The organism is Streptomyces sp. XY431, assembly GCF_001279805.1.
Taxonomy (GTDB): domain Bacteria; phylum Actinomycetota; class Actinomycetes; order Streptomycetales; family Streptomycetaceae; genus Kitasatospora; species Kitasatospora purpeofusca.
Genome location: NZ_LGDO01000093.1, coordinates 26,382 through 39,818 on the forward strand (window position 1 = coordinate 26,382; position 13,437 = coordinate 39,818).

Here is a 13,437-nt window from a genome sequence, read left to right on the forward strand (position 1 = left end):
GGTTCGTCGGCGGACTTCTGTGCACCGGCGGCGCCGTCACTCCAGACCGAGGGTCAGATGGGGGTAGCCGAGGCGGACCCGCTCACCGAGTCCGGCACCGGGGCCGAGGCCGCCGATGAACGCCTCCAGCCGGGCGGTCGCCTCGGCGACGGTGGCCGCCTCCCCCTTGAACTCGAACTCGACGAACTCGCCCAGCCCGGCGACCCGGTCGAAGGCCACCGCGATCCCGTCGACGTGCCACTCCTCGCGGGTCTTGTCCACGACCGTCAGCTCGGTGAAGTCGAGCGAGGCGAGCAGCCGCCGCACCGCCTCGGCGTCGGACACCGTGCTCTCGTACTCGTCGCAGTGCGTCTTGACCGGCGAGGCGATCGGATGGAACCGCTTGAAGTTGACCGACGCCGCGCCGTCCTCGACCCGCACCCGCAGCCACTCGGAGACCACCTCCTGGTCGAGGAAGTCCCGGTGCGGCGCGTTGTAGTACGTGTCGACCTGCCGGGACGGACTCCCCGGCCGCGCGCCGAGCGCGGCCAGCCGCTCCTGCAACCCGGCGGCCGGGCCGACGAGTCGGAACTTCTGCTCGACCTCGGTGTACTCCACGGCGGTGCGCCCCTGTCGGTTGTCGGATGTCGAGCGCCGAACTCGCCGCTGCGGGCGGCGTGGTGAGGCCCTGGGCCGGCGCGGTCCGAGCGTAGTGGTTCGGCGGGCGCCGCAAGGGTGGGGTGGAGCCGATCAGTCGCACGAATGATCCAGTGGCGTCAGGCGAGTTGATCAGGTGTTCGACTGGATCGGATCGAACTGGTCGATCTCATATGACTGTTCCGGTTCTCCGGTCGGGAGTGCGGTGGCCGGGTCATGCTGTGTCGGCCTTGTCGACGCGTCCAGAAAGGCTCGCCCGGTGTCCCAGCCGTTCGAACTGCCCTCCTTCTACGTGCCGCACCCGGCGCGGCTCAATCCGCATCTCGACGAGGCCAGGGCCCATTCCTCGGTGTGGGCCCGGGAGATGGGCATGCTGGAGGGGTCGGGGATCTGGACCGGGGCGGACCTGGACGCCCACGACTACGGGCTGCTCTGCGCCTACACCCACCCCGACGCTTCGGCCGAGGTGCTGTCGCTGGTCACCGACTGGTACGTGTGGGTGTTCTTCTTCGACGACCACTTCCTGGACGTCTTCAAGCGGACCAACGACCGGGTGGGCGGCAAGGCGTACCTGGACCGGCTGCCGCTGTTCATGCCGGCCGACCCGGCCGCGGCGATGCCGGAGCCCACCAACCCGGTCGAGGCCGGGCTGGCGGACCTCTGGCGGCGGACCGTGCCGGCGATGGGCGAGGACTGGCGGGTGCGGTTCGCCGAGAGCACCCGGAACCTGCTCAACGAGTCGCTCTGGGAGCTCGCGAACATCAACGCGGGCCGGGTCGCCAACCCGGTCGAGTACATCGAGATGCGCCGCAAGGTGGGCGGCGCGCCGTGGTCCGCCGGGCTGATCGAGTACGCGGCCGGGGCCGAGGTACCGGCCGAGGTGTCGGGGGCGCGGCCGCTGCGGGTGCTGATGGACGCCTTCTCGGACGGCGTCCACCTGCGCAACGACCTGTTCTCCTACCAGCGCGAGGTCGAGGACGAGGGCGAGCTCAGCAACGGCGTGCTGGTGCTGGAGAAGTTCCTGGAGTGCACGACGCAGGAGGCGGCGGAGGCCGTCAACAGCCTGCTCACCTCGCGGCTCCAGCAGTTCGAGAACACCGTGGCCACCGAGCTGCCGCAGCTGTTCGCCGACACCGGGCTCGACCCGGTGGGCCGCGCCCGGGTGCTGGCCTACGTCAAGGGGCTGCAGGACTGGCAGTCCGGCGGGCACGAGTGGCACATGCGGTCCAGCCGGTACATGAACGGCGGTGGCGCGGCGGCGGACGCGACCACCTGGTGGGACCCGTTCGCGATCGGCGGGGTCGGGACGTCGGCGCTGGACGTCCTGAAGTCCGGTGGGGCGCTGGGTGATCTGGCCGAGGAGCTGGGCTCGTTGAGCCGGTCCGGTCCGGTGACGCGGGACTGGTCACCGACGGTCGGGGAGTCGCCGGTGGCGGCCCTGCTCGGCGCGCTGCGGGGGGCCGGGGCCTCCCTGGAGTCGCCCGGGACCGGGCTGATCGGCGGCTCGCGCGGGGACGTCGAGCCGGGGGTGCGGCGGGCGCGGACGCACGCGCACGTGCCGTTCCAGGCCGTGGGGCCGTCCCGACTGCCCGAGTTCAGGCTGCCGTTCACGGTCGAGCTGAACTCCTGCCTGGAGGCCTCGCGGCTGCACACGATCGAGTGGGCGGGCCGGATGGGCCTGCTGGCGGCCCGGCCGGGAGACCCGACCGCGGGCATCTGGACGGCGGCGGACGCGGCCGACTACGACCTCGCGCTCTGCGCGGCCGGCATCCATCCCGACGCCAGCGCCGACCAACTCGACCTCACCACCGACTGGTTGCTGTGGGGGACGTACGCCGACGACTGGTTCCCGCGGGCGTTCGGCCGGACCGGCGACCTGGCCGGGGCCAAGGCCGTGCGCGAGCGCTACCTGCTGCTCATGCCGGTCGACGGTGAGCCCGGCGCGGAGCCGCTGAACGCGCTGGAGCGCGCGCTGGCCGACCTCTGGGCGCGGACCGCCGGCCCGATGGCGGCCGAGGCGCGGAGGAAGTTCCGCGCCGCCGTCGACACGATGGTGGAGAGCTGGATCTGGGAGCTCAACAACCAGGTCCAGAACCGGATCCCGGACCCGGTCGACTACCTGGAGATGCGCCGCGCCACCTTCGGCTCCGACCTCACGATGGCCCTGTCCCGGCTGGCGCACGGGAAGGTCGTGCCGGACGACGTCTACGCCAGCGGCCCGATGCGGTCGCTGGAGAACGCGTCCTCCGACTACGCGGCGCTGATGAACGACCTCTACTCGTACCAGAAGGAGGTGGAGTTCGAGGGCGAGGTGCACAACGCCGTCCTGGTGGTGCAGAACTTCTTCGACTGCGACTACCCGGCGGCGGTGCGGATCGTCGACGACCTCATGCACTCGCGGCTCGACCAGTTCCGGCACGTGGCGGCCGAGGAGTTCCCGGTGCTGTTCGAGGACTTCGGGCTGGACGCCCCGGCCCGGGCGACGCTCGCCGGGTACGTGAAGGAGCTGGAGAACTGGCTCGCCGGGATCCTGATCTGGCACCGGGACTGCCGCCGGTACCGGGAGGAGGACCTGCTGCGGCACTTCGGGCAGGAGGCGGTCGGGGCGGTGGCGGTGGAGGCGGTGGAGCCGGCCGGTGGCGCGGTGGGCGCGCTGCCGCTGCGGCCGACCGGGCTCGGGACCTCGGCGGCCTCGGTGGCGGGCGCCTTCGGCCGGGTCGCGGTCGGGTCCTGAGGGGCCCGGGGCCGATCGGAGCCTGAGCGGACGGCGCTCGGATGTCTGTGGCGGCCCGTCGGGGGGCTCGGTCCTCCCGGCGGGCCGCGGGCCTTTGGCGCGCGCACCGGCAGGGTACTGGCTAGGGTGGCGAATCGGGACGAAACGCCACACGAGAGGCTTTGCCATGCCCGTGCTACCCGAGGGAACGCCCTGCTGGGCCGACGCGATGTTCACCGACCTGGAGGGCGCGAAGACCTTCTACGGCGACGTACTCGGCTGGACCTTCGGTGAGTCCTCCTCCGAGTACGGCAACTACACCCAGGCCTACTCCGACGGCAAGGCGGTCGCGGCGATCGTCCCGCCGATGCCCGGCCAGGACGGGACCGCGGTGTCCGCCTGGTGCCTCTACCTCGCCTCGCCCGACGCCGCCACCACCGCCGAGAAGATCCGCGCCGCCGGGGGCGAGGTCCTGATGGGCCCGATGGCGGTCGGCGAGTTCGGGTCGATGGTGATCGCCAAGGACCCGGCGGGGGTGGTCTTCGGCGTCTGGCAGGCCGGTACCCACGAGGGCTTCGAGAAGCAGGGCGCGTCCGGCGCGTACACCTGGGCCGAGGTGATCACCCGCGACGAGACCGCCGCCGACCGCTTCTTCCCCGCCGTCTTCCCCTACGCGGTGAAGCGGATGGACTCGGAGCAGGTGGACTACAAGATCTTCCACGTCCGGGAGCAGCCGGTGCTGGGTCGGATGCTGGCGGGACCGACCGACCTGCCGGCCGAGGCGCCGAACTACCTCAGCGTGTACTTCGCCGTGGACGACTGCGACGCCACCGTCGCGAAGGTCACCGGCCGGGGCGGGAAGCTGTACTTCGGCCCGATGGACAGCCCGTTCGGCCGGTTCGCGGCGGTCGGCGACCCGCAGGGCGCGGCGTTCGGCGTGATCGACCTCGGCCGGACGGCCGGCGACATGCCGGTCATGGTCGCGGAGTGAGCGCGCCGCAGCCGGCGGGAGCGTCCGCGCTCGGCGGCGAGCGGGCGGACCTGCTGCAGACCCTCGACAAGCACCGGGGGTTCCTGCGCTTCACGGTCCGCGACCTCACCGACGAGCAGGCCGCCCGGCGCACCACGGCCAGTGAGCTGTGCCTGGGCGGGCTGATCAAGCACGTGGCCGGGACGGAGGCGGGCTGGATGCGGTTCGTGGTCGGCGGCGCGGACGCGATGGCGTCCGAACCCGTCGACTGGGAGGGGCAGTTCAGGATGGCCGAGGGGGAGACCCTGGCCGGGCTGCTCGCCGGGTACGAGCAGGTGGCCGCCGCGACGGACGCGCTGGTGGCGAGCCTGCCGGACCTGGACCTGGCGCATCCGCTGCCTGCCGCGCCGTGGTTCGAGCCCGGCGCCGTCTGGTCGGTGCGGCGGGTGCTGCTGCACATCATCGCCGAGACGGCGCAGCACGCCGGGCACGCCGACATCATCCGGGAGTCGCTGGACGGGGCGAAAACGATGGGCTGAGGGGCTGAGGGGCCGATGGGCTGAGGGGCCGAGGACGGTGGAGCGCCGTCGGGTCAGGCGGGCAGGGGCTCCACGCCGAGCAGCTTGCGCAGGGCCCGCTCGCCGTCCGGGGTGACCCGCAGCGCGCGGCCGGAGCCGATCCGCTCCACCCAGCTCCGGTCCAGCGCCGTCCGGCAGAGCAGCGCACCGAAGGCCCCGCCCAGGTGGTTGCGCCGCTCCGTCCAGTCCAGGCAGGTGCGGACCACCGGGCGGGCGCCGGCGCGTCCGGTCCGGGGCGGCAGCTCCGCGCCCAGATCGGTCAGCCACGCACGGCCGCGGGCGGTCAGGGCCGGGCCGTCCTCCTCCGTCACCAGGCCGCGGGCCAGGACGGCGTCGCCGACCGTCACGCCCAGCCGGCCGGCGAGGTGGTCGTAGCAGGTCCGGGCGCGGGCCTCGGCGCTCAGCCGGGTGCTCTCGCGCAGGGAGCGCGGGGCGGGCGATCCGGTGGCCGACGGTCCGCCCGGCGTTCCGGTCGGCGGTCCGCCCGGTGTTCCGGCCGGGGGAGCGAAGGAGGACAGGTCCTCGATCAGTGTGGCGACCTCCGGCCCGGCCAGCCGGACGTAGCGGTGCCGGCCCTGCCGTTCCTCGGCCAGCAGACCGCCGTCGATCAGCCGGGAGAGGTGCTCGCTGGCGGTGGACGGTGCCACGCCCGCGTGCCGGGCGAGTTCGCCGGCGGTCCAGGCGCGGCCGTCGAGCAGGGCCGTGCAGAACGCGGCTCGGGTGGGGTCGGCGAGCAGGGCGGCCAGTCGGGCGAGGGACATGGGTCCATGGTGCCCCGGGGACGTTTCGGCAGGCGCCGAAACGTCCCGGTCCTAGGGTCGGTACCCCGGGGGAACCGCTTCCGACGCCCGGGCTGCCGGGGATCCGACCCGATCCCCGTTCGTACGAGAGGACCGTCCGATGAGCACCGCCCCGCTGGACACCCCGTTCGCCGCCCTCCACCGCCGCCCGGGTGAGCCGCTGCTGCTTCCCAATGCCTGGGACCACGCCTCCGCCGCCGTCCTCGCGGAGCAGGGCTTCGCCGCGATCGGCACCACCAGCCTCGGCGTCGCGGCGGCGGCCGGGCTGCCCGACGGTGCCGCCGCCACCCGGGACGAGACGCTCCGGCTGGCCCGGCGCCTCGGCCGGTCCGGGCGCTTTCTGCTCTCCGTCGACGTGGAGAACGGGTTCAGCGACGACCCCTCCGAAGTCGCCGCCCTGGCCGTCGAGTTGGCGGAGTCCGGGGTGGTCGGCATCAACCTGGAGGACGGCCGTCCGGACGGCACGCTCACCCCCGTGGCCGCGCACACCGCCAAGATCGCCGCGATCAGGGCCGCCGCGCCGGCGCTCTTCGTCAACGCCCGTACCGACACCCACTGGCTCGCCGTGCCGGATCCCGCCGAGGAGACCGACCGCAGGCTCGCCGCCTACGAAGGGGCCGGCGCGGACGGCCTGTTCGTCCCCGGGCTGACCGACCCGGCCGCCGTCGCGCGGATCTGCGGCACCGTCACCGCCCCGCTGAACGTCCTCTACTCCCCGACCGGCCCGACCCTGGCCGAACTCGCGGCCCTCGGGGTCGCCCGGGTCAGTCTCGGATCGCTGCTCTACCGGACCGCCCTCGCGGCGGCCGTCTCGACCGCCCTTGCCGTCCGCGACGGTGCCCCGGCGGCCGCAGCCGGCACTCCCGGGTACGCCGCCGTCCAGGGCCTGTACGCCGACGGGCGGTGAGGGCGGGGCCCGGCCTGCGACGGCGCTCCGGGGGCGGGACGGGGGCGTCAGTCGTTCGTGAGGTACCGGCGGCCGGGTATCTGCTCGAAGATCAGGTTGGTCCGGGTCTGCGCCACCGCCGGGTGGGTGGTGAGGTGGTCCACGACGAAGTCGCGCAGCTCCTCCGGCCCGGCCACGCCCACGTGCAGCAGGTAGTCGTCGGATCCGGCCATGTGGAACACCGCCAGGACTCCGGGCAGGTCGGGCGCGGTGCTGCGGAAGCTCTCGTTCTGCTCGCGGGTGTGCGCCCGCAGCCGGACCGAGATCATCGCCTGCAGCGGCAGCCCGATCGCCGCCGGGTCGATCTCGGTCCGGAAGGCGCGGATGATGCCGCGTTCGCGCAGGGTGCGCACCCGTGCCAGACAGGTCGAGGGGGCGATGCCCACGGCCTCGGCGAGCGCGTTGTTCGGCGTGCGGGCGTTCTCGGCGAGGACGCGCAGAATCGCGCGGTCGATGTCGTCGACGGACGCCCGGTGGGCCTGCGGAAAATTCGGCACGTTGCCCAGAGTCGCCGACCCGGCCGCACATTGGCAAGGCAAACATGATCGATTTCGAATCTTGTTCGGAAGACTATCGCCGGGGTGCGGAGAAGTTCCATTCTGGCGGGTGAGCGGCTCCGGCCGACCCCCGCCCAGCGAACCCGGAGTGCCGCGTCCATGAGCCCCACGACCGCCCCCGCCCTCGGACTACCGCTCCCGGCCCAGGCTCTCGCCCCCGCCACCCCCGTCGACATCGCCGACATCGACGCGGAGCCGGAGCGCGGGGACTTCGCGATACCCGCCGAGGGGCTCACCGACGGCGAGCGGCTGCGCGCTCTCGACCGGATGGACGGCTACCTCACCCGCAAGCGCCGGCACCTGGTCGGCTACCAGGCCACCCAGGAGCTCGCGGGCAGCGCGCTTGACCTCGCCCGCTTCATGCTCAGCAACATCAACAACCTCGGCGACCCGTTCCAGAGCGGCGGCTACAAGCCCAACACCAAGGTCGTCGAGCGCGCGGTGCTCGACTACTACGCGCGGCTCTGGCACGCCGGGCCGTCGTACGACCCGGCCGACCCGGAGTCCTACTGGGGCTACATGCTGTCCATGGGCTCGACCGAGGGCAACATGTACGCGCTCTGGAACGCCCGCGACTACCTGACCCGGCCCGGTGCGCCCCGGCCGGTGGCCTTCTACTCCGAGGACACCCACTACTCCTTCGCCAAGGCCGTCCGGGTGCTCGGCGTCGACACCTTCGCCGCCGTGGGCGCGGCGGACTACCCCGGTGAGTGCCCGCTCGGCGGGGACTGGCCCGCCGAGGTGCCCTCGGTGCCCGGCCCGTCCGGCCACTCCTGGGACGGGTCCGGGGCCGTCGACGCCGAAGCGCTCGCCGTCCTGGTGGAGTTCTTCGCGGCGAAGGGGCACCCGATCTTCGTCAACTTCAACCTCGGCAGCACCTTCAAGGGCGCCCACGACGACGTCCGGGGCGCGTGCGAGCGGCTGCTGCCGGTCTTCGAGCGGCACGGGCTGCTGCCCGGCGCCGGGGACGACGCCCGCCGGGGCTTCTGGATCCACGTGGACGGCGCGCTCGGCGCCGGGTACGCGCCGTTCCTGCGGATGGCCGCGGCGGACCCGGCGTTCGGCTGGACGCCGGAGGCCGACCTGCCCGAGTTCGACTTCGGCCTCACCCTGCCGACCCGGGCGGCCGGGGAGGTCGGGGAGTCCGGGGAGGTCGACATGGTCGCGTCGATCGCGATGAGCGGGCACAAGTGGGCCGGTGTGCCGTGGCCCTGCGGCGTCTTCATGACGAAGACCAAGTACCAGCTCGAACCGCCGACCCAGCCCGAGTACATCGGCGCCCCGGACAGCACCTTCGCGGGCTCCCGCAACGGGTTCTCGCCGCTGGTGCTGTGGGACCACCTGTCCCGGCTCTCCTACCGCGACCAGGTCGACCGGATCCGCCGCTCCCAGGAGCTGGCCGAGTACCTGGAACGCCGGCTCCGCGAACTGGAGCAGGAGACCGGCGCCGAGCTCTGGCCCGCCCGCACCCCGGGCGCGATCACCGTGCGCTTCCGCAAGCCCAGCCCCGCGCTGGTGGCCAAGTGGTCGCTCTCCTCCGAGAACGTCTCGACCACCCCCGGCGACCCGGCCGGCCTGCGGGGCTATGTGCACGTCTTCCTGATGCCCTCGGTCGACCGCTCCAAGCTGGACGCCCTGCTCGCCGACCTCGCCCGGGACCCGGTGATCCTCGGTACCGAGTGACGTCCGGGTCGCCCTAGACCTGCCCCCCGGCCTGGTCGCCGCCCCCCGTGCGGGCGGTGATCAGGCCGGATTCGTAGGCGGCGATGACCGCCTGGGCGCGGTCGCGGACGTCCAGCTTGCCGAAGATGCTGGTGATGTGGTTCTTCACCGTGGAGTGGCTGATGTCCATGGACCGGGCGATTCCGGTGTTGTCGAGGCCGGTGGCCATCAGCCGCCAGACCTCCACCTCGCGCGGTGTGAGCTCGCCCGTCACGGCGGCGGCGACGGGCGGCGGCGAGGTGTCGAGGGGCGCCCGGACGTAGGTGGAGATCAGCCGGGAGAGCAGGCGCGGCGCGACCACCGCCTCGCCGGCGTGGACGGTGCGGATCGCCGCGCCGAGGTCCTCCGGCGAGACGTCCTTGGGGAGGAAGCCGTGGGCGCCGGCCCGCAGCGCGGCCACCACGTACTCGTCCATGTCGAAGGTGCTGAGCGCCAGGACCTTGCAGTCGGGCAGGGTGCGGGACAGCTCCTCGGTGGCGCCGACGCCGTCCAGGACGGGCATCCGGATGTCCATCACCACGACGTCGGGGCGCAGCCGGTGGGCGAGGGCGACGGCCTGTTCGCCGTCCTCGGCCTCGCCCACCACCTCGACGGACGGGTCCGGCGAGAGGATCAGCGACAGACCGCGCCGGACCAGCGGCTGGTCGTCCACGAGGAGGACCCGGATCGGGGGCGTCGTGGTGGTCATCGGGGCACCTTTCCGTGCTGGACGGCCGCCTCGGCGGTCTCGTCCGGGGCCAGCGGCAGTTCGGCCAGGACGGCGAAGCCGCCCTCGGGCCGGGGACCGGTCCTCAGTGTGCCGCCGTGCAGGGCGACCCGTTCGCGCATGCCGATCAGGCCGAACCCGCCCCGCTCCCCGGCGGCCGGTCCGGCGTCCGGCGACGCGGCGCCCGCGCCGTCGTCCCGGACCTCGACGGTGATCCCGTCCGGGCGGTAGCCGAGCCGGACGGACGCGCGGGCCGGTCCGGCGTACTTGCGGGCGTTGGTGAGGCCCTCCTGGACGATCCGGAACACTGTCAGGCCGACGGTCGGCGGCAGTGGCTGCGGGGCGCCGTGGATGCTGAGTTCGGTGGGCAGTCCGGCTCGGCGGGACTCCTCGACCAGCCGGTCGAGGTCCTCCGTCCCGGGCTGCGGCGAGGGCGGGGCGGCGTCCGGTTCGTCGCCGGCCCGCAGGACGTTCAGCAGCTGGCGCATCTCGCGCAGGGCCAGCCGGCCGGAGGACTCCAGGGTGACCAGGGCGTCCCGGACCACCTCCGGGTTCGCGAGGTTGGCCCGGGCGCCGCCCGCCATCAGCTGCATGGTGGTGATGTGGTGGGCCACGATGTCGTGCAGCTCCCGGGCGATGCGGCGGCGTTCCTCGGCCACCGCGCGATCGGCCAGCAGCTGGCGGTTGGCCGCGACCTCGCGCTGCCAGCGCGAGATCGCGAGGCCGCCGCCGGCCACGAGCGCGGTGGAGGCGGTGGCGGCGATGGCTTCCCCCGAGCCCGGGACGCCGAAGCCGCTCTGGCTGATCATGGTCGCCAATGCCGTCGCCGCGCTCGCGGCGGCGGTGGCACGACCGCTGCAGTGCCGGGCGACCGAGTACACGGCCACCGTGAGGACGGCGCCGAAGTGAGCCCCCATCGGCGCGAGCACATTGGCCAGGCTCCCCAGCACCAGGACGGCGGCGAGCGTCCCCAGCGGGCGGTGGCGCCGGGCGACCAGCGGCAGGCCCGACAGCAGGAGGACGAGGAAGCCCGGAACGCTGATGCTGCGGCCGCCCTCGACCTGGTTGAAGAGCAGGTAGGCCACCAGGTCGAGCAGGCCGGCGCCGACGGCCACCAGCCCGTCGGTGTGGCTCCACGGGGTGCCGTCCGCCCGGCCGCCGAGGTGCCCGGTGCGGTTCCGGAGCCAAGTCCGGTTCCCGGGGTCGGGCAGGTCTGCCGGGCCGGGCAGGTCTGCGGGGCCGGGCAGGTCCGCGGGGGCCGCCGTGCCCGCTCCTGGGCGCTGACGCCCGTCCATCTCGGTCCTCCCGGGCTGATCAGCCATGACGCCCCCCATTCTGGCACCGGCCCGCCGGGCCGGGCGTGGTCCCCGCGGCCGAGAGCCGGAGGCCGGGCCCAGGACCACGGTCCCGGGTCCGGGCGGGCCGGGGGAGCAGGACCCCCGGCGCGGATCGTCCGTCGCCCCGACGCCGGACCCCCCTTCCGCCTGATGGTCTGGGAACAGGCCGGGAACCCCCGGTTCCGAAGCCGACGTTCGCGTCCGTCCACCGGAGGGCTGCGTGATCCGCGCACTGACCCGTTTCTCGACCAGGAACGCGTGGAAGGTCATCACCCTCTGGGTGGTGCTGGGCATCGGGCTGGCCCTGCTGAGCCCGATGCTGATCTCCCGCGTCACCCAGTCGCAGAGCGGCGACTTCCTGCCCGCGAGCTACGACTCGGCGGCGGCCCTGCGGATCGCCGAGGAGAACTTCGGGATCGACCCGGACGCCACCACGGTGACGGTGCTGGTCGCCCGGACCGACGGCAAGGCCCTCACCCCCGCCGACGAGAAGCGGATCGGGGCCGAGGCGGCGAAGCTGGCCCAGCGCCGGGTGGAGATGCCCCGGGAGAAGGACCAGCCGGCCTTCCTGGTGCCCGACCGCTCCCAGACCCCCAAGCTCGCCCCGGCGATGGTCGCCCCCGACCGGAGCTTCGAGCTGCTGGCCGCCGAACTGACCGGCAACGCCGCGGACGACGGGGTCCAGAAGGTCTACCGGGCCTTCCGGGACGCCACCCGCGCGCAGTTCGCCGAGGCCGGGATGCGCACCGGCTTCACCGGCGGCCTGGCGGAGGCCGCCGACTCGGCCGACGACAACCGGACCGCCACCACGATCGGCGGCGCCCTGGTGATGGGCCTGATCGTGCTGCTCAACGTGCTGGTGTTCCGCAGTGTGCTGGCCGCCGTGCTGCCGCTGCTCGCCGTCGCCATGATCAGCGGTGCGGCCGGCGGGGCCGTGGCCGGGGCCGCGTCGCTGACCGGGCTCAAGCTGGACGCCTCCACGCCGGGCCTGATCTCCGTGGTGCTGCTGGGCATCGGGATCGACTACCTGCTGTTCCTGCTCTTCCGGTTCCGCGAGCACCTGCGGGCCCGGCCCGAGCAGCCCGCCCGGGAGGCCGCCGCCGAGGTGGCCGGCCGGGTCGGTACGGCGATCACCTCCGCCGCGCTGACCATCGTGGCCGCCTTCGCGACCCTGGGTGTCGCCAGCTTCGGCCAGTTCCGCTCGCTCGGCCCGGCCATCGCGGTCGCCGTCCTGGTGATGCTGCTGGGCAGCCTCACCCTGATGCCGGCCCTGCTCGCCGCCTGCGGCCGCAAGATGTTCTGGCCGTCCAAGAGCCTGAGCCGGCAGCCGCGCGAGGGTGCCGCCGCCCGCTTCGGCGAGCTCGTCGCCCGCCGGCCGGCCGCGATGCTGTTCGCCTCCGTCGCGCTGCTCGGCGCGCTGGCCGCCGGGACGGTCGGGATCCGGATGGACTACGGCCAGGGCGGCGGCTCCAAGACCGCGGCGGCGGCCACTGCCACCGAGATCTCCCGGGCGCTGCCGGCCGGCGTGTCCGACCCGACCGGCGTCTACGTCACCGCCACCGGCGGCGGCGCCGTGGACCCGGGCAAGCTGACCGGCCTCTCCCGCGCCCTCGGCGGGGTCGAGGGGGTCGGCCAGGTCGGTGGAACGGTGCTGAGCCCGGACGGCCGCGCCGCCCGGATCGACCTCTACCTGACCGCCGACCCGCAGAGCGCGAAGGCGCGCGAGCTGGTCTCCGGCCCGGTCCGCGACGCCGTCGCCGCGAACACCCCGGCCGGTACCAGCGCCCATGTGGGCGGCACCGCGGCGATCTTCGCGGACATCTCGGTCGCCGTCGACCACGACCTGGCCGTGGTCTTCCCGGTCGCGGCCGCCCTGATCGCCCTGATCCTGCTGCTGCTCCTGCGCAGTCTGCTGGCCCCGCTGGTGCTGATGCTCGCGGTCGGACTCGGCTTCGCCGCGACCCTCGGTGCCTCGACCCTGCTGTTCCAGCACCTGCTGGACAAGCCCGGCGTCAGCTTCACCCTGCCGCTGGTGCTGTTCCTGTTCGTGGTGGCGCTGGGCACGGACTACAACATCCTGATCACCGACCGGATCCGGGAGGAGATGCAGCGGCCCGGTCCGGTCCGCGGCGCCGTGGCCCGGGCCGTCCGCCACACCACGCCCGCCATCGCCACGGCGGGACTGGTCCTGGCCGGCTCCTTCGCCACCCTCGCCACCACTCCGGGCAGTGAGCAGGTCGCCTTCGCGATGACGCTCGGCATCCTGCTCTCGGCGCTCGTGCTCTCCCTGGTCCTGGTGCCGGCGCTGGCCGTGCTGCTCGGCCGGGGCCTCTGGTGGCCGCTGCGGCCCACCCCGCGCCACGCGTCCGTCGGGGCGGAGGCGGTGGCTCCGGACCGGGAGCCCGTCCCCGAGCGGCTGAACGCCTGAACGCCTGAACGCGTGAACGCGTGAACGCTCGGAGCCCTCGTACC

At 73.8% G+C, this 13,437-nt stretch carries 11 protein-coding genes; 6 read left to right on the forward strand and 5 right to left on the reverse strand.

Annotated elements, in window-relative coordinates; all coding sequences use genetic code 11:
- Nucleotides 1-36: 36 nt before the first annotated feature.
- Nucleotides 37-597, reverse strand: a complete 561-nt coding sequence (gene cyaB / locus ADK60_RS12630; RefSeq protein ID WP_053645687.1) for a class IV adenylate cyclase — start codon at nt 595-597, stop codon at nt 37-39.
- Nucleotides 598-895: 298 nt separating this feature from the next.
- Here cyaB and ADK60_RS12635 point away from each other — a divergent pair, with 298 nt between their 5' ends.
- From ADK60_RS12635 to ADK60_RS12645, 3 genes are all read left to right on the forward strand, one after another.
- Nucleotides 896-3,370: a terpene synthase family protein gene (locus ADK60_RS12635; protein ID WP_053645689.1), complete on the forward strand. Its 2,475-nt coding sequence runs from the start codon at nt 896-898 to the stop codon at nt 3,368-3,370.
- A 166-nt stretch (nt 3,371-3,536) separates the two neighbouring features.
- A complete protein-coding gene (locus tag ADK60_RS12640) occupies nt 3,537-4,340 on the forward strand; it encodes a VOC family protein (protein WP_053645691.1) in 804 nt (267 codons plus the stop codon).
- Nucleotides 4,337-4,858: a DinB family protein gene (locus ADK60_RS12645; protein WP_045938727.1), complete on the forward strand. Its 522-nt coding sequence runs from the start codon at nt 4,337-4,339 to the stop codon at nt 4,856-4,858. Before ADK60_RS12640 ends, ADK60_RS12645 begins: the two co-directional genes overlap by 4 nt.
- Before the next feature lie 53 nt (nt 4,859-4,911).
- On the opposite strand, the gene ADK60_RS12650 is transcribed toward ADK60_RS12645, so the two are convergent.
- The gene (locus tag ADK60_RS12650) at nt 4,912-5,658 is read right to left on the reverse strand and encodes an ArsR/SmtB family transcription factor (protein ID WP_053645693.1); all 747 of its coding nucleotides are present in this window, start codon (nt 5,656-5,658) and stop codon (nt 4,912-4,914) included.
- A gap of 139 nt (nt 5,659-5,797) precedes the next feature.
- Between ADK60_RS12650 and ADK60_RS12655 the strand changes: the two genes are divergently transcribed.
- A complete protein-coding gene (locus tag ADK60_RS12655; RefSeq protein WP_053645695.1) occupies nt 5,798-6,604 on the forward strand; it encodes an isocitrate lyase/PEP mutase family protein in 807 nt (268 codons plus the stop codon).
- A gap of 47 nt (nt 6,605-6,651) precedes the next feature.
- Here ADK60_RS12655 and ADK60_RS12660 read toward each other — a convergent pair whose 3' ends face one another.
- Nucleotides 6,652-7,140 (reverse strand): Lrp/AsnC family transcriptional regulator, encoded by a 489-nt coding sequence (locus ADK60_RS12660; RefSeq protein WP_234371054.1) that lies wholly within the window; start codon nt 7,138-7,140, stop codon nt 6,652-6,654.
- Between the two features lie 159 nt (nt 7,141-7,299).
- Here ADK60_RS12660 and ADK60_RS12665 point away from each other — a divergent pair, with 159 nt between their 5' ends.
- Nucleotides 7,300-8,883, forward strand: a complete 1,584-nt coding sequence (locus tag ADK60_RS12665) for a PLP-dependent aminotransferase family protein (protein ID WP_053645697.1) — start codon at nt 7,300-7,302, stop codon at nt 8,881-8,883.
- Between the two features lie 13 nt (nt 8,884-8,896).
- Here the strand turns inward: ADK60_RS12665 and ADK60_RS12670 are convergent, their stop codons facing one another.
- Nucleotides 8,897-9,610, reverse strand: a complete 714-nt coding sequence (locus ADK60_RS12670) for a response regulator (protein WP_053645699.1) — start codon at nt 9,608-9,610, stop codon at nt 8,897-8,899.
- Nucleotides 9,607-10,950 (reverse strand): sensor histidine kinase, encoded by a 1,344-nt coding sequence (locus ADK60_RS12675; RefSeq protein WP_234371055.1) that lies wholly within the window; start codon nt 10,948-10,950, stop codon nt 9,607-9,609. The genes ADK60_RS12670 and ADK60_RS12675 overlap by 4 nt, the downstream gene beginning before the upstream one ends.
- Before the next feature lie 235 nt (nt 10,951-11,185).
- On the opposite strand from ADK60_RS12675, the gene ADK60_RS12680 reads away from it, so the two are divergent.
- Nucleotides 11,186-13,393 (forward strand): MMPL family transporter, encoded by a 2,208-nt coding sequence (locus ADK60_RS12680; RefSeq protein WP_053645702.1) that lies wholly within the window; start codon nt 11,186-11,188, stop codon nt 13,391-13,393.
- Nucleotides 13,394-13,437 lie beyond the last annotated feature (44 nt).

What these genes read in the sequence shown, in the direction of transcription:
- ADK60_RS12670 (WP_053645699.1), bottom strand. Translation starts at nt 9,610, where the DNA reads ATGACCACCACGACGCCCCCGATCCGGGTCCTCCTCGTGGACGACCAG.
- ADK60_RS12650 (WP_053645693.1), bottom strand. Translation starts at nt 5,658, where the DNA reads ATGTCCCTCGCCCGACTGGCCGCCCTGCTCGCCGACCCCACCCGAGCC.
- ADK60_RS12640 (WP_053645691.1), top strand. Translation starts at nt 3,537, where the DNA reads ATGCCCGTGCTACCCGAGGGAACGCCCTGCTGGGCCGACGCGATGTTC.
- ADK60_RS12675 (WP_234371055.1), bottom strand. Translation starts at nt 10,950, where the DNA reads ATGGCTGATCAGCCCGGGAGGACCGAGATGGACGGGCGTCAGCGCCCA.
- ADK60_RS12655 (WP_053645695.1), top strand. Translation starts at nt 5,798, where the DNA reads ATGAGCACCGCCCCGCTGGACACCCCGTTCGCCGCCCTCCACCGCCGC.
- ADK60_RS12665 (WP_053645697.1), top strand. Translation starts at nt 7,300, where the DNA reads ATGAGCCCCACGACCGCCCCCGCCCTCGGACTACCGCTCCCGGCCCAG.